Here is a 22,884-nt window from a genome sequence, read left to right as displayed (position 1 = left end):
GTCCGCGTTTTGCCCGCCCCGGGACGACAGGCGAGACCTAGAACGCGAACTGCGTCCGCATCGCGACCGCATCGAACTTCGAGCCGACATCGGCGGTCGAGATCGGCGAGGCCTGCCTCGACACCGTGCCATGCAAATAGTCCAGCATGAAACGGACGTTGCCGTTGACATACCAGTTCAGCGCCGCCGTGTAGACGGTCTGCCGACCGCCTGCGATGCCAGTGGCGGTCCCGAGTTGATCGTTGAGGTCAATCGTGGAGAAGCGTCCCGCGACTTCCCACGCACCCCAGCCGCCGCCCTCGAGCGAGAACGGATGCGCCGGCTTGACGCCGCCATAGGCCGCATTCGCCGCATTATAGCTGCGACCCTCGCCTGTCAGCACGTAGCCGGCCTGCGCGTAGCCGCCCTGGAATTTGAGGCTCGGCGCACCCAGCGGCGGCAGGCCGGTATTGGCGCTGCGATCGATGTTGTACCAGAAATACTCGCCTTGCAGGATCAGCGGTCCATAGGTGGCGGCCGCTTCAACGCTGTAGACCTGCGCGCCGGAGGCATTGGCGATTGCGCCGGTCGTAGCCAGTGCCGTGGGATCGATGCGCAGTTCCGGGCGGTCGCTGAGTGTCACCGTCTGTGCGCCCGTCACCATGTTGCGCGACGGCTGGATCAGCCATTCGGCGTTTCCGCCAAGATGCAGCGAGTAATCCTTGCCGCTGACGACCTGGCCGGCAACGCGGGCGACGGCGCCATACTGCTCGGAAGCACCGTTCGGTGCTACGCTCGACGCCGAATGGATCGCGCCGGTCGAGGGTCCCGTGACATAGCCGCCGATCCAGAGCTGGTCGTTGTACCAGCGCGTGCCGATCGCCGAGCGGAAGTCGCCCGCTGCGATGCTGGTGGCGACGATGCCGGCTGAGGCGCGCTCCATGAACATGATGTCGTTGGAACTCGTGGCCTCATCGAGGGTGTAGGGCAGGTCCATGATGCCGCCCTCGATGGCCATCTTGCCGCCGAACGGTTTCAGGCCGGTGTAGCTGAGATAGGCATTCTCGACGCCGGAGACGCCGCCGCCGGGCAGCGAACCCGGAGCTGCGCCGCCAAACCCGTCGGAGGAGCCGCCGAAGTCGTAGACCAGCGCGAAATTCCAGTCGTGGAAGAACTTGCCGGCGAGACCGATGCGCGCGCGGCGGACATTCTCGCCGCTGTCGAGCTTTTGCGGCACGGTTGCCGCCGTGTTGGGCCGATAGTCGTAGCCGCCGACATCCCAATGCACGCGGCCTGTGATCCCGACGCAGTTTGCCCCATCGGCAGTGCAGATGGTCGGCCGGTTATTCGGCATCGTCACGACGACGCCGGATGCGGGCGCCGGTCCCTTGAGCGGGATCGCCGCGTTGGCGTTGGCGACCGCGGCCTTCGCTTCGGAACGCGCTTCGGCTTTCGCCTCCGCCTTGGCTTCGGTCCTGGCCTTTGCCGCAGCGGCAGTGTTCGCGGCGGTCTGGCTCTGGAGTTTGTCGAGCTTCTGCTCCAGCATCTTCAACTGCTGCTTCAGGAGCGCGATCTCCTGGTCACTGCTGCTCGCCGATTGGGCCTGGGCCTGCGAAGCTGCCAGTGCGGCGGCGAGACCAATCGCCGTGGCTGCAATTCTTGTCCTGCTCACGTCATGACTCCATCGTTTGACGAACTTCCCCAAGTCGCTGCCGGAGAGCCTAGATATGATCGATGACTGCCCCGCGACGCTGCGCTCGGTTGCGCGGTTCCCACTGGTGTAAATTCGTCGCAACCGAATCCGCCTTGCACCACCATGCAAGACGACGCACATCATGCCAATCCACAGCCCAGCCAAATTGCCATTTCGCACGCAGTGCTTGCAGGCCGGACACACCAAAAAGGGGGGCGAATATGCCGCCGGGCGCCCTTCTATTGGGGGGCGAACGCGCCTATATTCCGGCGTCTTTTCCAAGAGGTAGGAATGTTTCGATCGACCTGGACCGCCGTCGTCACGGCGCTGTGCATAGCCTTTTCGGCCAACGTCAATCCGGCCGCCGCGCAAGACCGCCGAGTGCCGTCCTCGCCCGCCGAACTGCGGCTGTCCTATGCGCCGATCGTGCAGCGGGTGCAGCCGGCAGTCGTCAACGTCTATGCCGCCAAGGTGGTGCAGAACCGCAATCCGCTGCTCGACGACCCGATCTTCCGCCGCTTCTTCGGCGTGCCCGGCCAGCAGCAGGAGCAGGTGCAGCGCTCGCTTGGTTCGGGCGTGATCGTCGATGCGTCCGGGCTCGTCGTCACCAACGTCCATGTCATCGAAGGCGCCGACCAGGTCAAGGTGTCGCTGTCGGACAAACGTGAGTTCGAGGCCGAGATCGTGCTGAAGGACTCTCGCAGCGATCTCGCGGTGCTGCGTCTGAAGGACACCAAGGAGAAGTTTCCGGCTCTCGAATTCACCAATTCGGACGAGCTGCTGGTCGGCGACGTCGTGATGGCGATCGGCAATCCCTTCGGCGTCGGCCAGACCGTGACCCACGGCATCATCTCGGCCCTGGCGCGCACGCAGGTCGGTATCACCGACTACCAGTTTTTCATCCAGACCGACGCGGCGATCAATCCCGGCAATTCCGGCGGCGCGCTGGTCGACATGAACGGCCGGCTCGCGGGCATCAACACCGCGATCTATTCTCGCTCCGGCGGCTCGCAGGGCATCGGCTTCGCGATCCCCGCCAACATGGTGCGCGTCGTCGTCGCCTCCGCCAAAGGCGGCGGCAAGGCGGTAAAGCGGCCCTGGCTCGGCGCGAAGCTGCAGGCGGTGACGCCGGAGATCGCCGAGAGTCTCGGCCTGCGTTCGCCGACCGGTGCGCTGGTCGCAAGCGTCGTTCCGAACGGACCGGCGGCCAAGGCCGGGCTGAAATCCTCCGACCTGATCGTCTCGATCGACGGCCAGACTGTGGATGATCCCAACGCTTTCGACTATCGCTTCGCCACACGGCCGCTCGGCGGCACGGCGCTGATCGACGTGCAGCGTGGCGGCAAGCCGGTCAAGCTGACGGTGGCGCTGGATGCTGCGCCCGATACCGGCCGCAACGAGCTCGTCATCACGGCGCGCTCGCCTCTGCAAGGCGCGAAGGTCTCGACCATCACCCCGGCGCTCGCCGACGAGCTGCATCTGGACGCCGACACCGAAGGCGTCGTGGTCACCGATCTCGGCGGCGACAGCGCGGCCGCGAATGTCGGCTTTCAGAAGGGCGACGTCATCCTGGCGGTCAACAACCAAAAGATCAGCAAGACCAGCGATCTCGAAAAGGCGGCGGCCGAGCGCCAGCGCATCTGGCGCATCACGCTGGTGCGCGGCGGCCAGCAAATCAACGTCACGCTGGGCGGATGAGTCCGAAGCGACCACAGGAGACGCCAACTCTCTTCGCCGCGGCGGGGCTCGATCACGAGGCTCCGCATCCGCTGCCGGATCGGCTGCGACCGCGCGCGCTCTCGGAGGTCGTCGGCCAGGATCACATCCTGGGTCCCGACGGCGCGCTGACGCGCATGCTGGAGACGCGCACGCTGGGCTCGCTGGTGTTCTGGGGTCCGCCCGGCACCGGCAAGACCACGGTCGCGCGGTTGCTCGCGGACGCCACCGATCTGCATTTCGAGCAGATCTCCGCGGTGTTCTCCGGCGTCGCCGATTTGAAGAAGGCCTTTGAGGCCGCGCGTGCACGCCGCGAGATGGGCAAGGGCACGCTGCTGTTCGTCGACGAGGTGCATCGCTTCAACCGCGCCCAGCAGGATTCGTTTCTGCCGGTCATGGAAGACGGCACGGTGGTGATGGTCGGCGCCACCACCGAAAATCCCTCCTTCGAACTCAACGCGGCGCTTCTGTCCCGGGCGCGCGTGCTGGTGTTTCGCTCGCTCGACGCGGCCGCGATCGAAAAGCTGTTTGCGCACGCCGAGGAGGTCGAGGGCCGCAAGCTGCCGCTCGACGAGGAAGCGCGGGCGGTGCTGGTGCGCATGGCCGATGGCGACGGCCGCGCATCGCTGACCCTCGTCGAGGAAGTCTGGCGCGCCGCGCGCAAGGACGAGATTTTCGACGCCGCGCAGTTGCAGGAGATTTTGCAGCGCCGCGCGCCGATCTACGACAAGTCGGCCGACGGCCATTACAATTTGATCTCGGCGCTGCACAAGTCGGTGCGGGGCTCTGATCCCGATGCCGCGCTGTATTATCTCGCGCGCATGCTCGATGCCGGCGAGGATCCGCTGTTTCTGGCCCGTCGCGTCGTGCGCATGGCGGTCGAGGATATCGGGCTTGCCGATCCGCAGGCGCTGGTCATTGCCAACTCCGCCAAGGACGCCTTCGACTTCCTCGGTCATCCCGAAGGCGAGCTCGCGATCGCGCAGGCGGTGGTCTATCTCGCCACCGCACCGAAATCGAATGCCGTCTACACCGCCTTCGGCAAAGCGATGCAGGTCGCAAAGCAGGCCGGCTCACTGCTGCCGCCGAAACACATTCTCAACTCGCCGACCAAGCTGATGAAGTCGGAAGGCTACGGCGCGTCGTACGAATACGACCACGACGCCCCCGACGCCTTTTCCGGCCAGGACTACTTTCCGGAGGCCCTGGGCCGCCAGACCTTCTACGACCCGCCGGACCGCGGGTTCGAGCGGGAGATCAGGAAGCGGCTGGATTATTGGGCCAAGTTGCGGAAGGAGCAGGGCGGCTGAAGCCAAATCGCCATTTCGCCGTGACGTGAGGCCGCTTTTGAGCTAGGCAGGCACCATGAGCCGCCGCATCAAAAGAACCGATCCAAAGCCCCGTTCGCGCGATGAACGCAAGGAGGCGCGTCCGTTCAAGGCGCGCAGCGCGAAGGCGGCAGGACCGCGGCCGGGCGGCAAGCCCGGCGCGAAGCCGCCGCGCTTTGCGAGCGAGCGCGTCGAGCGGCGCGCGCCCAAAGCCGAACCGGAGAAGGCTGCACCGGTAAAGCCCGTCGAGGCATTGCTGCCAACCAAGGTCCAGACCGTCAAGGTGACGGCCGACGAGAACAACATGCGCGTCGATCGCTTCCTTGAAGCGCACTTTCCCGGCCTGTCGTTTTCCCACATCCAGCGCGTCGTTCGCAAAGGCGAGCTGCGCGTCGACGGCAAGCGGGTCGACAGCAAGGACCGCCTGGAGGAGGGCCAGAGCGTTCGCATTCCGCCGCTGAAGCTCGACACGCCGAAGGCGCCCAACCCGCAGTCGGAGGCGGCGCAAAAGACGCTTGCCGCGCTGAAGGAGATGACGATTTACGAGGACGACGACGTTCTCGTGCTGAACAAGCCGGCCGGACTTGCAGTGCAGGGCGGCTCGGGCATGACGCGACACATCGATCAGATGCTGGAGGTGATGCGCGATTCCAAGGGCCAGAAGCCGCGCCTCGTGCACCGGATCGACAGGGAGACGTCGGGCTGTCTCCTGGTCGCCAAGACCCGCTTTGCCGCCTCGCATCTGACCGGCGCGTTCCGTTCGCGGTCGGCGCGAAAAACCTATTGGGCGCTGGTGCCGGGACTACCGAAGCCGAAGCAGGGCCGCATCTCGACATTTCTTGCCAAGGAGGAGAGCGAGGACGACACCATCATGCGCATCGCCCAGCATGGCGACGAGGGCGCAAGCCACGCTGTGACATACTATGCGGTGGTCGAAACCGCCGGCAACAAGCTGACCTGGGTGTCGCTGAAGCCGGTGACGGGACGCACCCACCAGCTGCGCGCCCACATGGAACATATCGGTCACCCCATCGTCGGCGATCCCAAATATTTCAACATCGAGAACTGGCAACTGCCGGGCGGCCTGCAAAACCGGCTGCATCTGCTGGCGCGCCGCATCGTCATTCCGCATCCGCGCGGCGGCTTCATCGATGCCACCGCGCCGCTACCGCAGCACATGCAGCAGTCGTGGAACCTGCTCGGGCTCGATGCAACGAGATTTGATCCGATCGAGAACGCGCCGGAAGAGTAGTTGAGTTTGCGATCGGGTTGCTTCGCTGCGCCCCGAATAATGAAGCCCGCTCAATTCCGAAACTGCTCCAGAAACATCCGCAGGCTGTCGTGCGGGCTCTCGACATCCGTGATCAACCAGCCCTCGGGCCCGCTGACCAGGATGAAATTTAAGGTCACCGGCCGGCCGCGGTTGTCAAAATTCGCCGCGACGTAGGTCTTGTCGTATTGCCTGCGAATGACGGCGATGGCGACGGGGCCGAGCTTCCAGCTCGGGCTCTGCACCAGAAAATCGTAGGGCGCGACTTGCGGCGCGGACCACACCTTGCGCAAGGAGGGGTCAAAGAATTGCCGGGCGGTGGCGGCATCCCGCGGCAGGCCTTTTGAGAGCTCCGGCGCGCCTTGGCCGTAATGAGCGTAGACGTTGCGGACCACCGATTCCGGAGTCCGAAAGCCGGCCTGCGCCGCGGCCGGCCAAAACCCGGCTAGCAGAGCCACAATGCCCGCAAGTTCCCTCATACCTGCCGCTCGCTTTATCGGTCGCCGCTCTTACCTTACAAGCCTAGCATTGAGTGATCAGGGCCGAAAACCAGATGCGCGAATTGTTCGATGAAGTTGCGGGGCGATCCCCGCTCGATCCGCAAGAGGCGGTCCGCCAGGCCTCGCGCGTGCCGTTGCGCAAGCGCTTCTACAAGGAGGTAGGGGTGGCCGAGGCCGAAGGCGGCTTCGCCATCACACTCGATGGCAAGGCGATCCGCACGCCCTCTGGCCGCCAGGTGGTGATCCCTTCGCGCGCGCTAGCCGATGCAGTCGCCACGGAATGGGCGGATCAGAAAGAGACGATCAATCCAATGACCATGCCGCTGACGCGGATCGCCAACAGCGTGGTCGAGGGTGTCGTCGACCGCGTCGATCTCGTCACGGAAGACCTCGCAAAATACCTCCGGTCCGATCTGCTGTTCTACCGCGCCGGCCATCCCGAGGGACTTGTCGCCCGGGAGGCCGCGCATTGGGATCCCGTGCTGTTCTGGGCCGCGGAGACCCTGGGGGCGCACTTCATCCTGTCCGAAGGCGTCATGCATGTGACGCAGCCGGAGGAGGCTGTTCGGGCGGCGCGTGCGGCGCTGCCGGGGGATGCCTGGTCGGTCGCCGCCCTCCACGTGATCACCACGCTCACGGGCTCGGCTCTGCTGGCGCTGGCGCTAGCCCACGGGGTGCGCGACGCCGACCAGGTCTGGGCGGCGGCTTATGTCGACGAGGACTGGAATGCCGAGAAATGGGGCGTGGACGAGGAAGCGGCCGGCCGCCGCGCTGCCCGTCTGCGGGATTTCGAGGCTGCCGTGGCGGTTTTGACCGCCGTAAAGCCGCCCGCGGCCGAAGGTCCTTAACGAGAGGTTTACGAGGGCTGCCTTAGGGTAGGACCTGCGCTTCCCGGGCCCCTCGCCATGCCGACGCCGATAAGTTCGATCGTTCCCGTCAGTGCCGCCAGCCCTGTTGCTGACGCGGCGACGCCCGATCTTGTGCTGCAGCCCGGCAGCGTGGTCGACGCAAGAGTCGTCAGCGTGCTCGCCGATAATCTGGTGCGGATCGCGATCGCCAACCTCTCGATGGATGTGATGTCCGAGGTGGCGCTGACACCCGGACAAAATCTCCAGCTTGCGGTGTCGCAGAACGGCGGCACCATTCGGCTCGCCGTCATGGGCGGGGCAGGCGAGGCGACCGCCGATCAGGTCACGCTGACGCCTGCTGCGGCCTCGCTGGTGGACAGCCCGCCGCTTGCGCCGTTAGTGGGCGCGGCGCGCAACGTGCTGACGCCATCGGAGCAGGTCGCCGTTACCGCAGCTTCGGCCGAGGCGGTCACAAAGCAGGGCAGCCAGGCGCCGCTGTTCGCCAATCTGGCCGCGGTGGTCACCGGCAGCGATCTTCCGGCGGGGCTGAAGCAGGCGATGCTGGGCGTGCTGGCGCAGCAGACGCCGCTCAACACCAGGCTCGATGGCGGCGACGTCGAATCCGCTTTCCAGAGATCCGGGCTGCTCCTAGAGGCCTCGCTCGCCGCAGGCGCGACGCCGTCCTCCGCCACGATGCCGGATTTGAAAGCCGCGCTTCTGGTGCTGCGGCAGACGCTGGCAACGCTCGAGACGGCGCCACAGACGCAAGGTGCCACCCTTCCAGCTGGTACCGGGGCAACACCGCAGGTCGCTACCGCGCAGACGCAGGCTGCACAGGCCGCCTTGCCCGCAACCGAACCCGAGATCGCCCAATCACCGCAAATGCCGCGCAGCGCCAATCTCGCGGCCGCTGTGCTGGCGGACATAGCTGGCGGTGCGCCGCAGGCTGCGATGCCGCGAACCATATCTGCGGGCCTTGCCGCGAGCCTCCTGCAAGAGATCACGCAAAACCTGCCGCGCATGATGGGCAATTTGCCGGGCTCGAACAAAGCCGTGCCCGACGGACATATTTTCGAAGCCGCCGCGCGCGCGACGCCACCGCCGGTTCGCGGCGCATTACCGTCGCCGCAATCCATCGCCTCGCCGTCACTCGCGCCCGATACGCCGCTCGCCGCGACCGTGCATCGCCTGCTCGACGACACCGATGCCGCGATCGCGCGCCAGACCTTGCTCCAGGTCGCTTCGCTCCCCGATCGCACCGATGCCAGCGGTCACAGAATCGATCCGACCGTGCCGCAGTGGAATTTCGAGATTCCGTTCGCAACGCCTCAGGGCACCGCAATGGCGCAGTTCGAGATCTCGCGCGATGGCGGCAATGAATCCGCCGATCCCGCCGGGCGCGCCTGGCGCGCGCGCTTCACACTCAATGTCGAGCCGGCCGGCCCCGTGCACGCTTTGATTACCCTGAACGGCGACACGACCTTCGTGCGGATGTGGGCGGAGCGGCCGGCGACCGCACAGCAGCTTCGCGCCGGAATCGGTGAGCTCAACCAGGCCCTGACCAGGGCCGAGCTCAAGCCCGGCGACATCCTGGTTCGCGATGGCACCCCGCCACAGCCCGCACCGACCCGTGCCGGCCACTTCCTGGATCGCGCCACATGAGCGACCCGTCGAAGCTAGCGATTGCGCTGCATTACGAGAAGGGCAGCAACGCGCCTGTCGTCGTCGCCAAGGGCAAGGGCACGATCGGCGAAAAGATCGTCGAGATCGCCAAGGCCAACGACATCCCGATCGAGGAAAACGAGATCCTGGCCGGTGCGCTCTCCAAGGTCGAGCTTGGCGAGGAGATCCCGCCCGACCTCTACAAGGCCGTCGCCGAAGTGCTGGTGTTCGTGCTGCGGCTGTCGGGTAGGCGGTAGAGCATGATCCGCAAAAGTGTGCAGCGGTTTTCCGAAGAGATCATGCTCAAGAAATAACCTGTCATCGTTTCACCACGATAGCGGCTGCATGGTCGGGGCCTTCTTCATCGCGTAAACGGACACCGCCAGTGCTCACCCGCCGTTCGACTCTCGGTCTTCTCGCCGCAACCGCGATCCTGCCGTCGCGCGCACTCGCCCATGTCGCGCCGCCGCGAAACGAGATTCGTGACAGCCTCGCAAAGCGCTTCACCGACCTCGGCACGGCCGGGACGTTCGTCGGCTACAAAGTCGAGGACTATCTGGTCGTCGCGAGCGACAAGGAACGTTCGGGCGAGGCGAAGCTGCCGGCTTCGACCTTCAAGATACCGAACTCGCTGATCGCGCTCGAAACTGGCGTCGTCGCCGATCCCGACAAGGACGTTTTTCCCTGGGATGGCGTGAAGCGTCCGATCGAGGCCTGGAACAAGGATCACACGCTGCGCAGCGCGATTCTCGTGAGCGCGGTACCGGTCTATCAGGAGATCGCGCGCCGGATCGGACAGGAGCGCATGCAGAAATACGTCGATCTGTTCGACTACGGCAATCGCGACATCGGCGGCGGCATCGACCAGTTCTGGCTTACCGGCGCCTTGCGCATCGATCCGGTCGAGCAGGTCGATTTCGTCGACAGGCTGCGCCGCCGCGCGCTGCCGATCTCCAAACGCAGCCAGGATCTCGTCGCTGACATCCTGCCGGTGACCAAGGTCGGCGACGGCGTCATTCGCGCCAAGTCCGGGCTGCTTGGCGCCGAGCGAGGCGAGCCGTCGCTTGGCTGGATGGTGGGCTGGGCAGAGAAGGGCGAAGCGCACACCGTGTTCGCGCTCAATATGGACTGCAAGGAGCCGCGTCTGGTCGGCGAGCGCATGCCGCTGACGCAAGCCTGCCTTGCCGAGATCGGCGCGATCTAGCGCTACCACGCCGGCGCCGCTCGACTAGCATCCTCCGGATCAAGAAAAAACCGGGAGGACAACATGAACTCAACGCCACTCTGGCTGTCGTCGCTGACGCTTGCTGCCGCGGGTGGCTGGCTCGTCGCCACGATGTTTGCCGGTCCCGCCACCAGCAGGGAGCCGCGCTTTCCGCAGCTCACGATGGACCAGCTCGACGCCAAGCAGAAGCCGCTCGGCGAGCAGATCATGAAGGTCTCGAGCGTCGGCATCGGCGGTCCCTACAATCCGATGATCCGCAGCCCGGTGCTCGGCCAGCGCCTGTTCGACCTGTTCCACTATCTGCGCTGGGAAACCACGGTCCCGACAAAGCTCAACGAGTTCGCGATCCTGATCATCGGGCGGCAATGGCGCTCGCAGGTCGAGTGGTACGCCCATGCGCCGCTCGCTGCGAAGGCGGGCTTGTCGCCCGACATCATCGCGGAGCTGAAGGCCAACAAGCGGCCGTCGAAGATGGCCGAGGACGAGGCCGTCGTCTACGACTTCGTCACCGAGCTCACCACGACCAGGAAGATCGCTGACGAGACTTACGCGCGCGCGAAGAAGGTCTTCAACGACCAGCAGATCGTCGACCTCACCGCGGTCGCCGGCAATTACGTGATGGTCGCGATGCTGCTGGCAATGGCGGAGGAGACCGTGCCGCCGGACAAGCAGGAGCCGTTCAAGCCCGGCGAGCCGTAAGACCCGTTCAATTTGGTGCGCGCTGATCGCTCCCGCGTCATGGCCGGGCTCGTCCCGGCCATCCACGACCTTCTCAAGCAGCGCAAAGGACGTGGATGCCCGGGACGAGCCCGGGCATGACGACCTCGTCCGCCTCAGGCGGGATCGGCCTTCTTCACCGTCAGCGCCTGGTCGATGGCAAAACCGCCGATCTCGCTCATCGCCTGCGAGATCACGTCGCCCTTGCGGGCAAAGCCGGCGGAGAGGACATCGAACTGGGTGCGCGCCAGCCGCAGCACCTCGATCGGCACGGAGATGGCGGTCTCGTTGAAGCTGTCGATCGAGGCGTGCAGCGTCTCCAGCTCGCTTGTAAGCTGGCCGATATGGCCCTCGGCGTGCTGCATCAGGCCAAGCAGCTTGCCGCGCTCGGCATCGAATGCCGCGCGCTTGGCCGCCGCGGCCGCGGTGACTTCGGCAAGCTGGCTGCGCAGCCCGTCGATTTGCTTGACCATGGCGTCGGACGCCATCTCACCGGCCTCGCGCAATTCGCTGTTGCGCGTGTTCTCTTCGTGCTCCCGGTGATAGAGGCGTTCCGCCGACATCGCCCGCTGCGCCAGCGACTCGATCAGCGCGGCCGCGCGCAGCAGCATCTCGCCGTTCCGCCCCGACACCATGCTGGCCATGCGCCGCAGGAAGTCGATGGTTTCGGACGATGGGTTCGGCGGCAGTGGAGCGACCGTCGCGGACATGGGGTGATGCTTGCAGCCGGAAATGATGACCGCCGCCGTACCGACTGAGCTCACGCAACATTCGGCGCCTGATCGCAAGCCTGGAGCAAGCCTGAATCGGCAGGCTCGGTCAACCGGGCCGAGCCAGATTTGCAACTGCGTCAGCGGTCCTTCTGCCGGCCGATCCGGCCGAGATGGGTGAAGCCGAACCCGGCCGAATATTTCAGGCCATAGCCCAGCGCCCGGTCGATGCCGATATGGGCGAGCCAGATCAAGGCGATGGACAGGGTGAGCGGCGAGGCGAGGCCGAAGCCGAGCGTCAGCAGCGCGACCGGCGCCATGTAGCTGTGGGCGGCGTTGTAGACCAGCGCGCCGAATTTGGCGTCCGACAGATATGCCAGGAAGCTCAGGTCCGGGACGAAGAACAGCAGGGCGAACACGAGCCATGAGCCGTCCCAGGCCCAGTAGAGCATCACCATGCCCACGAAGAGGGTCAGTCCCTCCAGCCGCAGCAGGATGTTGACGCCGCCCGTCGCCGCGCCGGCCTCGGCCGTTCCTTCGGTCATGCTCGTCTCCCAGGCAAAACTTTGAATTCCTTGCGCTTTCCCGCTGCGGCAAGGCAGCCCTGCGAGGTCGAAAGGCGCTTTCCGGCTCGCAAAATGCCGTGTTAGAACCCCGCATCACTTAAGAACTGGCGGGAGCAAATGAAACACATCCTGGACGCCCTTGAAGACCGTCGCGCCGGCGCAAAGCTCGGCGGCGGTGAGAAGCGCATCGAGGCGCAGCACGCCCGCGGCAAGCTGACCGCACGTGAGCGCATCGAGCTCTTGCTCGACAAGGGATCGTTCGAGGAATTCGACATGTTCGTCGAGCACCGCTCCACCGAATTCGGCATGGAGAAGAACAAGGTGCCCGGCGACGGCGTCGTCACCGGCTGGGGCACCGTCAACGGCCGCAAGACGTTTGTCTTTGCCAAGGACTTCACCGTGTTCGGCGGGTCGCTCTCGGAAACGCACGCGCTGAAAATCACGAAACTCCAGGACATGGCGATGAAGGCGAGGGCGCCCATCATCGGCCTGTATGACGCGGGCGGCGCCCGCATCCAGGAGGGCGTCGCAGCGCTCGCCGGCTATTCCTACGTGTTCCGCCGCAACGTGCTCGCCTCCGGCGTGATCCCGCAGATCTCCGTCATCATGGGCCCCTGCGCCGGCGGCGACGTCTATTCGCCCGCGATGACCGACTTCATCTTCATGGTGAAGAACACCAGCTACATGTTCGTCACCGGCCCCGACGTGGTGAAGACCGTCACCAACGAGGTCGTCACGGCTGAAGAGCTCGGCGGCGCCTCGGTGCATGCGACGCGCTCCTCGATCGCCGACGGCGCCTTCGAGAACGACGTCGAGACGCTGTTGCAGATGCGGCGCCTGATCGACTTCCTGCCGTCCAACAACACCGACGGCGTGCCGGAATGGCCGAGCTTCGACGACATCGGCCGCGTCGACATGTCCTTGGACACGCTGATCCCCGACAATCCGAACAAGCCCTACGACATGAAGGAGTTGATCCTGAAGGTCGTGGACGAGGGCGACTTCTTCGAGATCGCGGACGCTTTTGCCAAGAACATCGTCACCGGCTTCGGCCGCATCGCCGGCCGCACGGTGGGCTTCGTCGCCAACCAGCCGATGGTGCTAGCCGGCGTGCTCGACAGCGATGCCTCGCGCAAGGCGGCGCGCTTTGTTCGTTTTTGTGACGCCTTCAACATCCCGATCGTCACCTTCGTCGACGTGCCGGGCTTCCTGCCCGGCACCGCGCAGGAATATGGCGGCCTGATCAAGCACGGCGCCAAGCTGCTTTTTGCGTACTCGCAGTGCACCGTGCCGCTGGTCACCATCATCACCCGCAAGGCCTATGGCGGCGCCTTCGACGTCATGGCCTCCAAGGAGATCGGCGCCGACATGAACTACGCCTGGCCGACCGCCCAGATCGCGGTGATGGGCGCCAAGGGCGCGGTCGAGATCATCTTCCGCGCCGACATCGGCGACCCCGACAAGATCGCTGCGCGTACCAAGGAATACGAAGACCGCTTCCTGTCCCCCTTCATCGCCGCCGAGCGCGGCTACATCGACGATGTCATCATGCCGCATTCGACGCGGAAGCGCATCGCGCGGGCGTTGTCGATGCTGAAGGACAAGAAGGTGGAAACGCCGGCGAAGAAGCACGACAATTTGCCGTTGTGAGGGGACTTGTAGCCCGGATGAGCGTAGCGACATCCGGGTTTTCTATCTCAGTCCCGCATGTCGCTTCGCTCATGCGGGCTACTGATCTTGTTTCTGATTTGGCATCCTCGATCCGAATCCAATGACCGAAGACGATCCGACCGACGAGATTTCAGACATTGAAGACCGGATTGCGGCGCTGGCCGAGACTGCCGAGCGATGCCGGAAGTATATTTTGGCATCCAAGATCGCCATCGGTGGCGGGGCTGCACTGTTGCTGATCACGATCCTCGGTCTGCTCGGGACGGGGCAGACCGCCGCCCTCGGCTCAGTAGCTCTCGTGCTCGGCGGGATCGTCTCGCTCGGCTCGAACGTCAGTACACTGCGGCAGACTGACGAGGCCATCGGTGCGGCGGAGGCGCGCCGCTCAGCGTTGATTGGGAGCTTCGACCTTCGCGTGGTCGCCGATACGCCGATGAAGCTCGTGTAACCGAGCAGCCTTACGCCGCAGCCCTGCGCGTCAGCACGGACAACTCCTCGCGGCATTCGGCTGCGAACGCCTGAAGCTGTTCCGCGGTTTGCCGGTCGAGGATCGCCTTTGCCAGCCGTTCGGCGCGGGCAAGCTGGTCTCTGAGATATGCGATGCGGGCCATGTGTCACCTTCCGCAGGGATGATTTGATGGCTGTGAGCCTATGGCGAACACCGGGCCAGTTATGTGAGGCACGTCACATCTGACGCGGGCGCGGCGTCAGCGGGTCGCATCCGCCGCAGCGAAATGTGCCATCTGGTCGGCGTGGGCCTTGGCGAAGGCCGGGCGGGCCGTGGCGCGTGCAACATAGGCGCGGCAGGCGGGACTGTCTGCGAGCCCATCGAACTGATCGACGACGCGCAGCACGTCGGACATCAGGATGTCGGCGACGGAGAACGTGCCTGCCAGCCATTCGCGGTTGGCCAGCACCGCCTCCATGTGCTTGAGGCGGAGTTTGAGGAAGTCGTCCACGAATTTCCATGCTGCCGTATCGGTCGGATGTCCCATGAACTTCGACATCCCCCAGGGCAGGCTTGCCATCTCCACCGAATTGAGTGCGGCGAACAGCCATTCCGTGGCTTCGTTGCGGCCGCGCGGATCTGATGGCATCAGCTTTGCGCTGAGGCCGCCGAGATGCAGCAGGATCGCGCCGCTCTCGAAGATCGAGAGGTCGCCATCGGTCAGCCACGGCACCTGGCCGAACGGCTGGTGCGCGAGATGTTGGGCGCCGCGCCCGTTGAAGGGCGCGCTCGCGACGCGATAGGGCAACGCGGCCTCTTCGAGTGCCCAGCGCACCCGGAGGTCGCGGACGAAACCGCGCGGGGGCGGGGGAACCCAGTCGAAGGTGGTCAGGGTGAGGTCGGCCATAGCTCGTCTCCGTGCTGTCTTGCGCATAGGACGGACGAGGGGCGCACGGTCCGACACCGTTGCCAACTCTTTTTGTCGTCGCCGACGTAACCGGCTAGTCTCACCCCAAACAACAGGAGGAAATCCGATGCCGTCAGCCTTCTTCGTCGTCCGCGCCGTCGTCACCGATGCCGGCAAGCGCGCCGCCTTCGACAGATGGTACGAGACGGAACATCTGCCCGACGCGGCGAAGGCGTTCGGTGTGGCTAAGGCCTGGCGGTTCTGGAGCCTCGACGATCCGTCACTGCATCAGGCGATGTATCAGTTCGAGAGCGAGGCTGCGCTGCACGCCATGCTGAAGGGCGATGCGCTGACGCAGCTGGTGGCTGATTTCAAGCGCGATTGGCCCGACGTGACGCGCACGCGCGAGTTGCTGGTGCTGGCGCGGGAGTTTGGCGAGTAGCGCCTGGGGCGGCGTGCCGTCACTGTCAGAGTCGCAACGAACCTGAACGCGCGATTCAGCTTCGGTTCATGTCGTCGCCGCGACACTCGCCTCTGCATCACTGGCACGACCATCCAAGAGGAAAGAAATTATGGAGCGCCGGAACTTTCTGAAATTTGCAATCGGTGTCGCGGCCGGAGCTGCCGCGTTCACGACCGCCGCGAAGGCTGCGCCGCTGGCGCCGCAGCCGCTCGGTGATCCCAGCATGCCGCAAGGCAATCCCGACGCTCATCCCGCAGTCACCAGCAGCGATGAGGCGGCGCAGTTGAAGCCGGAGCAGGTGCACTGGCACGGCCACCACCGTCATTGGGGTTGGCGCCGCCGTCACTGGGGCTGGCATCGCCGGCGATGGCACCGCCGCCATTGGTAAGCTTCGCGCAAGCCAGGCTCGAACGGGGACCGCGATCGCGGTCCCCGTTTTGATTCGAAACATCCCGGTGCGACGTCAGGTGCCCCAAAAAAAAGGCCGCGCAGGCTTTCGCCGCGCGGCCATTTAGCTATGCAAAAAACGAGATCAGAACGGGCGGCAGCGGCCGGCGTACCAGCGGAAACCGTAGGGGCACACGCGCGCGCGCGGCACGACGACGACAGGGGCCGGCGCAACCACGATCGGACCCGGGCGGACAACGACCGGACCGCGCATCGGGCGGCAGCCGCCATAGGCGCCGCGATACCAGCCGGGGCCGCAACCGCCGGCGGCGCTGGCCGCCTCGCTGAAACCAACGACCGCGCTGGCAAGCATCACGGCGGCAAACAGGTATTTCATTTGATCTTCCTTCTCGTCTTTGGGGGCAAGTTCTAGGAGGGCTTGGCGTTTTCGGCGCACCATGAATCAAAAGACACGATTCGACACGTTAAAATCGCAACATGCCGACACGACGCGAGCCAAATCTGCCAATCATGACCTGAATGCGGCATGAACATTCCCCGCATGCGGCTCCGGACGACAGCAATGTCGTTAGCGGCCGAGAAAGCCCAGGACCAGCTCCTTGTACTTCTCAGGCGCCTCCAGGAAGACGAGATGGCCGGTGTCCGGGATCACCTCGGCCCGCGCATTCGGCATCTTCGCCGCGAGTGCTTTTGCCAGCTCGGCGTTCTGCCCCATTTTCGCGCGCAGCGCCTCCGGCGCGCTCAGTCGGCCCGGTGCGTTGTGGTCGTCGGCGCCCATGATGAACAGCGTCGGCTCGGTGATCAGTGCGATCTCATGCGCCACCGGTTCGCGATAGATCATCTGGCCGGAACTGACGAAGGCGCGCAGCCAGCGCGGATAGTCCGGGCTGCCCTTGATATTGAAGCGGGCATCAATGAACGGCGTGATCGCCTCCGCCGGCAGCTTGATCGCATAATTGGTCTGAAGCTGCTTGCGATAGCCATCGGCCGTGAGCTTGTCCTCGGTCTCGATGATCTTCTCGGTCGGCGTCGGCGGCACATAGAGGCGATAGTCTTCCAGCCCGATCGGGGCCGTCAGAACAAGATGAGCGACGCGGTCGGGATAGGCGCGGGCGATGCGGACGCCCAGCATGCCGCCGAGCGAATGGGCGACGATCTCGGCCTTGTCGATCTTGAGGTGATCGAGCAGCGCGATGGTGTTGCGCGCCAGCGTGTCGAAGTGCAGCTCGCCCGCCGGTTTGGAGGATTTGCCGAAGCCGATCTGGTCCGGCACCACGACGCGATAACCTGCTTCGCCCAGCATCTTGATGACGGGCGCCCAGTAGCTCGACGGGAAATTGCGCCCGTGCAGCAGCACGACGGTGCGGCCGTTCGGCTGCGCAGGCGGCACATCCATATAGGCCATGCTGAGCTGCTCGCTGTCATTGACAACAGGCAGCAGGTGCACGGGGTAAGGATAGGCAAAGCCTTCGAGCGCGATGCCGTAGGGCTCGCGCGGGGCGGTGTCGGCGGCTTGGGATGTAAGAGGAGCGGCGAGAAGAGCCGTGCAAAGCACGGTCGAGAGGAGGCGGATCATTGAGGTCTCTGGTTGGGACTGAGGTGCTCGACACAATCTCCGTCATGCCCGGGCTTGTCCGGGCATCCACGTGGCAGCCGCAGTAAAGACGTGGATGGCCGGGTCAAGCCCGGCCATGACGAGATCCTCAGTTCACACGGAGTTGTGTTTAGTCCCGCCCGTCACCGAACAACACGGCAAACTGCTTCTCGCCGGTGCGCGTAAAATTCACCACGCGGCTGCCGGGCGTGGCGTCGCGGGCGGCCCATTTCAGCTCGGCAAAACGCTGCATCATGGCGGCGCCGAGCGTGCCGGCGAGATGATGGCGCCGCTCGCTCCAGTCGAGACAGGCCTTGCAGACCGGCCGGCGCGGATGGGCGAGCATGTCGGGCGAGATCTGCAAATGCTTCGCCAGGAAGCGCTCGCCCTCGGCCGTCAGCTCGATCTCCTGCTTCTTCTGCCTGACCAGGTTTTTCGCACGCAGGGTGTCGAGCATCTGCACGCCGAGATCGCCGGCGAGATGGTCGTAGCAGATCCGCGCACGCCGCAGCGCCGGATCCTTCGGCCCGGTACGCACGCGCATATGGCCGGTCCGCGCGGCGAGGCCCGCAAGGCCCTCCAGCACACCGGCGACATCGTCGTCGGTGAGGCGGTAGTAGCGATGGCGGCCCTGCTTCTCCGGCTCGATCAGGCCACCGGCCTCGAGCTTGGATAGATGCGAGCTCGCGGTCTGCGGCGTGATGCCGGCCTCCTGCGCCAGCTCGCTCGCGGTGAGCGCGCGGCCGTTCATCAGCGCCGTGAGCATGTTGGCGCGTGCGGGATCGCCGACGAGCGAGGCGATCATGGCGATGTCTGGACCTGATTTCATGCTTCGATGGTAGCCGAAGCATTGCGGTGGGGCAAGCGCGTAGCGTGGTGTTGCTCGTCATTGCGAGGAGCCCGTGACAAAATTGCGAAGCAATTTTGCACTGGCGACGAAGCAATCCAGGCTGCCTCCGCAGAGGGATTCCTGGATTGCTTCGCTGCGCTCGCAATGACGGTGTGGAACCAGAGGAGCCCATCATGTCCATCACCGTCTTCATCCGCTATCAGCTCGATCCCTTCAAGCGCGCGCAGTTCGAGGAATATTCAAAGCGCTGGCTCACGATCATCCCGAAATGCGGCGGCGACCTGATCGGCTATTTCATGCCGCACGAGGGCACCAACAATATCGCGTTCGCGCTGATCACCTTCGAGAGTCTGGCTGCGTACGAGGCCTATCGCGCTCGGTTGCGTCAGGATACGGAAGGCATGGCGAACTTCCACTTCGCCGAGGAGCACAAATTCATCCTCGCGGAAGAGCGCACGTTTCTGCGCCAAGTGGTTTTGTAAGTGGTATTGTAGGCCATCAACGACAGGAGAGACGCCCATGATCGCCGTGATCTTTGAGGTCTGGCCGAAGCCGGAACACCGCCAGGATTATTTCGACCTCGCGGCCGACCTCAAGCCGATCCTGCAAACCATCGACGGCTTCATCTCGGTCGAGCGTTTCGAGAGCCTGACCGACAAGGGCAAGATTTTGTCGGTGTCTTTCTGGCGGGACGAGGCGGCCGTGCAAGCCTGGCGCAACACGATGGAGCACCGCCGCACCCAGGCGAACGGCCGCGCGAAGATCTTCGCCGACTATCATTTGCGTATCGCCAGCGTCGTCCGTGACTACAGCATGAATGATCGCGAGCAGGCGCCGAAGGACAGCCGCGCGGTGCACGACGCGCACTAGCGCGCGCGGCGGCACGTCCCCATGTCTGCGCGGCCAACAAGGGAGAGAAACATGCATGTGACAACTGCTGACAAGCGCGCGACCTTCAGGAAGATGCACGAGAGCGGCTGCTTCATCCTGCCCAATCCGGTCGACGTCGGCAGCGCGAAAGCGTTGCAGCATCTCGGTTTCAAGGCACTCGCGTCGTCGAGTGCGGGCTTTGCCTGGACCATCGGCAAGGCCGACAACCACGTCTCCGTCGAGGACGTCTGTCAGCATCTGGCGGCATTGAGCACGTCCGTCGATATCCCCGTAAACGCGGATTTCGAGGGCGGCTTTGCGGTCGAGCCGGACAAGGTCGTCGACAATGTCGAGCGCTGTGTGCGCACCGGCGTTGCCGGCCTGTCGATCGAGGATTCCACCGGCGACAAGGACAAGCCGATCTACGAGCGCGCGCTCGCAGTCGAGCGCATCAAGGCGTCACGCAAGGCGATCGGCGACAGCGGCGTGCTCTTGGTCGGCCGCTGCGAGGCGTATCTGTGGGGCGTGACCGACCTCAAGCTCGTCATCGACCGGCTCACCGCTTACGCCGATGCCGGCGCCGATTGCCTTTACGCTCCGGGCTTGAAGAGCCGCGAGGACATCGCCGCGGTGGTGAAGGCTGTCGCACCCAAACCATTCAACCTGCTGATCGGCGGCTCCGGGCTGTCATTGCAGGAAGCTGCCGATCTTGGCGTGCGCCGGATCAGCGTCGGCGGTTCGCTCGCTCGCGCCGCCTGGGGCGGCTTTATGCGGGCCGCGAAAGAAATGGCGGAGAAGGGCACCTTCGCGGAACTCGCGGGCGGCTATCCCGGCGGCGAGCTCAACAGGATGTTCAGCTAGAGACAAACGAAAGCGGCGGGATGAGAATCCCGCCGCTGTCGCATATTGTTGCAAATCGTTACTTCGCGCCCTCAGTGGGGGCCGGCGTATCCGGGGCCGGCTTGCTCGGCGCGGCGCCCGTGGTCACGCCCGGTCCGGTGTTGGTGCGCGGCGTCACGTCACGCATGCCGGGAGGTGCGGCCGGATTGGTAGCCGGCGCCTGCTGGGCGGTCTGCGTTGCCGGCGTGGTGCTCGCCTGGTTGCCGGTGTTCGTGTTGTTCAGGCCGTAGAACACGGCACCCAGCACCAAGGCAATTGCCACTGCGAACAGGGCTACCTTACCGCTGGAGGCGGGGCCTTCGCCAAGCTCAGGGTCGACCTGAAGCTGGGCATCCCGTCGCGCCGCATTGCGATACTCATCATCGGCGAGATTCGGGCGGTACGGATCGTTCGTAAAACGGTCGTCAGCCATCGATTGGTTCTCCTCGATTATTGCGGCGGGACAACCCGTGGATGCGAGATTCTGTTCCGCCCTCCTTAATGCTTTCGTCGCATGTTGCGCGCGCCGCCGGAATCGGGAACCTGTTCGCCGGGGAACCCAAAGCGTAAGCTCCGCTGACGGAAGGGGACAAAACGATGTGGAGCTTGCCGCCGAGCGATAGCGTGCTGCATCTGTTGTCGCTGGTTGCGGTCGCAGCGCAAGGCATGACCGCCGCGCTCGCTGCCGGCCGCCGCAGCATGGACTGGCTCGGCGTCTGCTTCCTCGGCTGCATCACGGCGCTCGGCGGCGGCACCTTGCGCGATCTTTTTCTCGGTCATTATCCGCTGGCCTGGGTGCAAAATCCCATCTACCTCGCATTGGCCGGCGGCGCCGCCTTCCTCACCATTCTGATGGCGCGGCTGGTGCACCGGCTGAAACTGGCCTTCATCGTGCTCGATGCCATCGGCCTCGTCGTCTTCACCATGACCGGCTGCGACATCGCCTGGCAGATGGATGCCACGCTGCCGATCGTCATCGTCTCCGGCATGGTGACCGGTTGCGCCGGCGGCGTGTTGCGGGACGTGCTCTGCAACGACGTGCCGCTGCTGTTTCGCTCCGAGCTCTATGCCAGCGTTTCGGTGGTGACGGGGCTGTTCTATGCCACCGCGTTCGGTCTCAAGCTGAACGCCGAGCTCTGGACCATTTTGACGTTCGCCATCGGCATCAGCTTCCGCCTGCTGGCAGTGCGCTACAAATGGGAGATGCCGAAATTCGTGTTCACGGAAGAGGAGGAGCGGGAGCCTTGAGTTACGGCTCCTGCTTCCGCGCCCTCGCCACCTGCGCCGGCGTCACCAGTGGCGCGGCGTTGCCCCAGGAATTGCGTATGTAGTTCGTCACTGCCGCGATCTCTGCATCGGACAGCTGGTTGGAATAGGCCGGCATCTCCCCGGTGTTGGGCGCGCGCGGCGTCATCACGGTGTGGGCGCCGTCAAGGATGATGCGCAAGGTCGAGGATGGATTGACCGATTGCAGCAGCGCGTTGGCAGGCAGCGGCGGATAGATCCGCGGTGCGCCGGATCCGTCGGCCTCATGGCAGGCGATGCAGAGCTTGGCGTAGATGGCCTTGCCGGCCTTCATCTCGGCATCGTCAGGCGGCGTCACGATCGTCTCACGCCGTGCCGGCGGCAGGTTCTTCAGGTAAACCGCGATCGCGCGCACGTCGGCGTCGCTCATCTTCGAGGTCGAGTTGACGACCACCTCCGCCATCAGCCCGCTGGCATGGCTCCTGGCGTTGCGCCCACTCTGCAGATATTCCGTGACGTCCTCGACGCTCCACGATTTCAGCCCGGTGCGGGCGGCGCCATCGAGCCGTGGCGCGTACCAGCCGCCGACCTCGTTGCCCGCGAGTGACTGCGCCTGCTTGTCCGCGCCAAAATAGTTCTTCGGCGTGTGGCAGGCGCCGCAATGACCGAGCCCGGTGACGAGATAGCCGCCCCGATTCCACGCCGCGCTCTGGCTCTGGTCCGGCTCGAACAGGCCGGGTTTGAAATAGACCATGTTCCAGATCCGCATCAGGCCGCGATAGCCAAACGGCCAGCGCAGTTCCGGCGGCTTGTTGCGGCTCGTGACGGCCGCGAGCGTTCCGAGATAGGCCCGGATCGCCAGCGTGTCGTCCTTCGTCATCCGCGTGAAATAGGGGTACGGGAACGCCGGGTAATAGTTGGAGCCGTCGGGCGCGACGCCGGTGCGCACGGCGCGGGTGAAATCGGCGTCGGTCCAGGCGCCGATCCCGGTGTCGCGGTCCGGCGTCAGGTTCGGGGCATAGATCGCGCCGAAGGGAGTGGCGATGCGCTTTCCACCCGCGAACGGTTTGGCGGGATCGGCGGTGTGGCAGCCAGCGCAGTCGCCGGCCTCCACCAGCGCCTTGCCGTAGGCGATCAGCTCCGGTGACGGCTCGGCAGCGACGGCCGCGCTCGCAACCGCACTGCACAACGCCAGACCCACGAGAGTCAGGCCAGCCAGAATCGTCCGCATCGAAAGCCTCTCCTGCGACCCATCGACGCCGTCCCGGACGACCGGGCGTCAATTCGTTGCGCGACGGCGGGGGTATGGTGACACAAAATGAAAATCGCGGATGC

The 22,884-nt window shown here is 65.0% G+C and carries 27 protein-coding genes; 16 read left to right on the top strand and 11 right to left on the bottom strand.

All coding sequences use genetic code 11. The annotated features are described in order from the left end of the window. Positions 1-37: 37 nt before the first annotated feature. Entirely contained in the window at positions 38-1,651 is a 1,614-nt protein-coding gene (locus AC0L27_RS17690; RefSeq protein WP_354058721.1) for an OprO/OprP family phosphate-selective porin, read from the bottom strand. 312 nt (positions 1,652-1,963) lie between these two features. On the opposite strand from AC0L27_RS17690, the gene AC0L27_RS17685 reads away from it, so the two are divergent. The 3 genes from AC0L27_RS17685 to AC0L27_RS17675 are packed head-to-tail and all read left to right on the top strand — an operon-like array spanning position 1,964 to position 5,968. Then, positions 1,964-3,370 carry a DegQ family serine endoprotease gene (locus tag AC0L27_RS17685; RefSeq protein ID WP_354209269.1) on the top strand — a complete coding sequence of 469 codons (1,407 nt, stop codon included), beginning with the start codon at positions 1,964-1,966 and terminating at the stop codon, positions 3,368-3,370. After that, positions 3,367-4,698, top strand: a complete 1,332-nt coding sequence (locus tag AC0L27_RS17680; protein WP_354209271.1) for a replication-associated recombination protein A — start codon at positions 3,367-3,369, stop codon at positions 4,696-4,698. The genes AC0L27_RS17685 and AC0L27_RS17680 overlap by 4 nt, the downstream gene beginning before the upstream one ends. 55 nt (positions 4,699-4,753) lie before the next feature. After that, positions 4,754-5,968, top strand: coding sequence for an RluA family pseudouridine synthase (locus AC0L27_RS17675; protein ID WP_354209273.1), 1,215 nt, complete (start codon positions 4,754-4,756; stop codon positions 5,966-5,968). Positions 5,969-6,018: 50 nt separating this feature from the next. On the opposite strand, the gene AC0L27_RS17670 is transcribed toward AC0L27_RS17675, so the two are convergent. After that, positions 6,019-6,465, bottom strand: a complete 447-nt coding sequence (locus tag AC0L27_RS17670; RefSeq protein ID WP_275168087.1) for a hypothetical protein — start codon at positions 6,463-6,465, stop codon at positions 6,019-6,021. Between the two features lie 74 nt (positions 6,466-6,539). Between AC0L27_RS17670 and AC0L27_RS17665 the strand changes: the two genes are divergently transcribed. The 5 genes from AC0L27_RS17665 to AC0L27_RS17645 all read left to right on the top strand — a co-directional run bounded on the left by AC0L27_RS17665 (position 6,540) and on the right by AC0L27_RS17645 (position 10,920). Beyond that, on the top strand, positions 6,540-7,334 hold the full coding sequence (locus AC0L27_RS17665) for an ATP12 family chaperone protein (protein WP_354209275.1): 795 nt from the start codon (positions 6,540-6,542) through the stop codon (positions 7,332-7,334). Positions 7,335-7,391: 57 nt separating this feature from the next. Next, positions 7,392-8,996 carry a flagellar hook-length control protein FliK gene (gene fliK / locus AC0L27_RS17660; RefSeq protein ID WP_354209277.1) on the top strand — a complete coding sequence of 535 codons (1,605 nt, stop codon included), beginning with the start codon at positions 7,392-7,394 and terminating at the stop codon, positions 8,994-8,996. Continuing rightward, positions 8,993-9,253 carry an EscU/YscU/HrcU family type III secretion system export apparatus switch protein gene (locus tag AC0L27_RS17655; RefSeq protein ID WP_007603059.1) on the top strand — a complete coding sequence of 87 codons (261 nt, stop codon included), beginning with the start codon at positions 8,993-8,995 and terminating at the stop codon, positions 9,251-9,253. Before fliK ends, AC0L27_RS17655 begins: the two co-directional genes overlap by 4 nt. Before the next feature lie 128 nt (positions 9,254-9,381). After that, positions 9,382-10,200 carry a penicillin-binding transpeptidase domain-containing protein gene (locus AC0L27_RS17650; protein ID WP_354209279.1) on the top strand — a complete coding sequence of 273 codons (819 nt, stop codon included), beginning with the start codon at positions 9,382-9,384 and terminating at the stop codon, positions 10,198-10,200. Positions 10,201-10,263: 63 nt separating this feature from the next. Then, positions 10,264-10,920, top strand: coding sequence for a carboxymuconolactone decarboxylase family protein (locus AC0L27_RS17645; protein ID WP_354209281.1), 657 nt, complete (start codon positions 10,264-10,266; stop codon positions 10,918-10,920). 134 nt (positions 10,921-11,054) lie between these two features. Here the strand turns inward: AC0L27_RS17645 and AC0L27_RS17640 are convergent, their stop codons facing one another. Beyond that, complete coding sequence (locus AC0L27_RS17640; RefSeq protein ID WP_354209283.1) at positions 11,055-11,648, bottom strand: hypothetical protein; 594 nt, start codon at positions 11,646-11,648, stop codon at positions 11,055-11,057. A 140-nt stretch (positions 11,649-11,788) separates the two neighbouring features. After that, positions 11,789-12,193 (bottom strand): DUF4260 domain-containing protein, encoded by a 405-nt coding sequence (locus AC0L27_RS17635; protein ID WP_354209285.1) that lies wholly within the window; start codon positions 12,191-12,193, stop codon positions 11,789-11,791. Positions 12,194-12,331: 138 nt separating this feature from the next. On the opposite strand from AC0L27_RS17635, the gene AC0L27_RS17630 reads away from it, so the two are divergent. Then, positions 12,332-13,864 carry an acyl-CoA carboxylase subunit beta gene (locus AC0L27_RS17630; RefSeq protein WP_211399411.1) on the top strand — a complete coding sequence of 511 codons (1,533 nt, stop codon included), beginning with the start codon at positions 12,332-12,334 and terminating at the stop codon, positions 13,862-13,864. A gap of 121 nt (positions 13,865-13,985) precedes the next feature. Continuing rightward, positions 13,986-14,333 (top strand): hypothetical protein, encoded by a 348-nt coding sequence (locus tag AC0L27_RS17625; RefSeq protein WP_354209286.1) that lies wholly within the window; start codon positions 13,986-13,988, stop codon positions 14,331-14,333. 10 nt (positions 14,334-14,343) lie between these two features. On the opposite strand, the gene AC0L27_RS17620 is transcribed toward AC0L27_RS17625, so the two are convergent. After that, positions 14,344-14,496, bottom strand: a complete 153-nt coding sequence (locus tag AC0L27_RS17620) for a hypothetical protein (protein ID WP_354209287.1) — start codon at positions 14,494-14,496, stop codon at positions 14,344-14,346. Positions 14,497-14,592: 96 nt separating this feature from the next. After that, positions 14,593-15,240 carry a glutathione S-transferase family protein gene (locus tag AC0L27_RS17615; protein ID WP_354209288.1) on the bottom strand — a complete coding sequence of 216 codons (648 nt, stop codon included), beginning with the start codon at positions 15,238-15,240 and terminating at the stop codon, positions 14,593-14,595. A 127-nt stretch (positions 15,241-15,367) separates the two neighbouring features. Here AC0L27_RS17615 and AC0L27_RS17610 point away from each other — a divergent pair, with 127 nt between their 5' ends. Next, positions 15,368-15,682 (top strand): hypothetical protein, encoded by a 315-nt coding sequence (locus AC0L27_RS17610; protein ID WP_354209289.1) that lies wholly within the window; start codon positions 15,368-15,370, stop codon positions 15,680-15,682. A gap of 130 nt (positions 15,683-15,812) precedes the next feature. After that, on the top strand, positions 15,813-16,091 hold the full coding sequence (locus tag AC0L27_RS17605; RefSeq protein ID WP_354209291.1) for a twin-arginine translocation signal domain-containing protein: 279 nt from the start codon (positions 15,813-15,815) through the stop codon (positions 16,089-16,091). 144 nt (positions 16,092-16,235) lie between these two features. Here AC0L27_RS17605 and AC0L27_RS17600 read toward each other — a convergent pair whose 3' ends face one another. From AC0L27_RS17600 to AC0L27_RS17590, 3 genes are all read right to left on the bottom strand, one after another. Then, entirely contained in the window at positions 16,236-16,487 is a 252-nt protein-coding gene (locus AC0L27_RS17600; RefSeq protein ID WP_007603074.1) for a GCG_CRPN prefix-to-repeats domain-containing protein, read from the bottom strand. 192 nt (positions 16,488-16,679) lie between these two features. Next, positions 16,680-17,687 carry an alpha/beta fold hydrolase gene (locus AC0L27_RS17595; RefSeq protein ID WP_354209292.1) on the bottom strand — a complete coding sequence of 336 codons (1,008 nt, stop codon included), beginning with the start codon at positions 17,685-17,687 and terminating at the stop codon, positions 16,680-16,682. A gap of 148 nt (positions 17,688-17,835) precedes the next feature. Continuing rightward, entirely contained in the window at positions 17,836-18,534 is a 699-nt protein-coding gene (locus AC0L27_RS17590; protein ID WP_354058737.1) for an ArsR family transcriptional regulator, read from the bottom strand. A gap of 194 nt (positions 18,535-18,728) precedes the next feature. On the opposite strand from AC0L27_RS17590, the gene AC0L27_RS17585 reads away from it, so the two are divergent. The 3 genes from AC0L27_RS17585 to AC0L27_RS17575 are packed head-to-tail and all read left to right on the top strand — an operon-like array spanning position 18,729 to position 20,286. Beyond that, positions 18,729-19,037, top strand: a complete 309-nt coding sequence (locus AC0L27_RS17585) for an NIPSNAP family protein (RefSeq protein ID WP_063995954.1) — start codon at positions 18,729-18,731, stop codon at positions 19,035-19,037. Between the two features lie 37 nt (positions 19,038-19,074). Beyond that, positions 19,075-19,425, top strand: a complete 351-nt coding sequence (locus tag AC0L27_RS17580) for an antibiotic biosynthesis monooxygenase family protein (RefSeq protein WP_354209293.1) — start codon at positions 19,075-19,077, stop codon at positions 19,423-19,425. A 51-nt stretch (positions 19,426-19,476) separates the two neighbouring features. Further along, positions 19,477-20,286 carry an isocitrate lyase/PEP mutase family protein gene (locus AC0L27_RS17575; RefSeq protein ID WP_354209294.1) on the top strand — a complete coding sequence of 270 codons (810 nt, stop codon included), beginning with the start codon at positions 19,477-19,479 and terminating at the stop codon, positions 20,284-20,286. 58 nt (positions 20,287-20,344) lie between these two features. Here AC0L27_RS17575 and AC0L27_RS17570 read toward each other — a convergent pair whose 3' ends face one another. Continuing rightward, on the bottom strand, positions 20,345-20,737 hold the full coding sequence (locus tag AC0L27_RS17570; protein ID WP_354058739.1) for a hypothetical protein: 393 nt from the start codon (positions 20,735-20,737) through the stop codon (positions 20,345-20,347). A gap of 164 nt (positions 20,738-20,901) precedes the next feature. Here AC0L27_RS17570 and AC0L27_RS17565 point away from each other — a divergent pair, with 164 nt between their 5' ends. Continuing rightward, positions 20,902-21,552, top strand: a complete 651-nt coding sequence (locus AC0L27_RS17565) for a trimeric intracellular cation channel family protein (RefSeq protein ID WP_354209295.1) — start codon at positions 20,902-20,904, stop codon at positions 21,550-21,552. Between the two features lies 1 nt (position 21,553). Here the strand turns inward: AC0L27_RS17565 and AC0L27_RS17560 are convergent, their stop codons facing one another. Then, on the bottom strand, positions 21,554-22,780 hold the full coding sequence (locus tag AC0L27_RS17560) for a c-type cytochrome (RefSeq protein WP_354209296.1): 1,227 nt from the start codon (positions 22,778-22,780) through the stop codon (positions 21,554-21,556). Positions 22,781-22,884 lie beyond the last annotated feature (104 nt).

Source organism: Bradyrhizobium sp. Ken51, from assembly GCF_055807435.1.
This window is presented reverse-complemented; position numbering and strand designations above follow the sequence as displayed.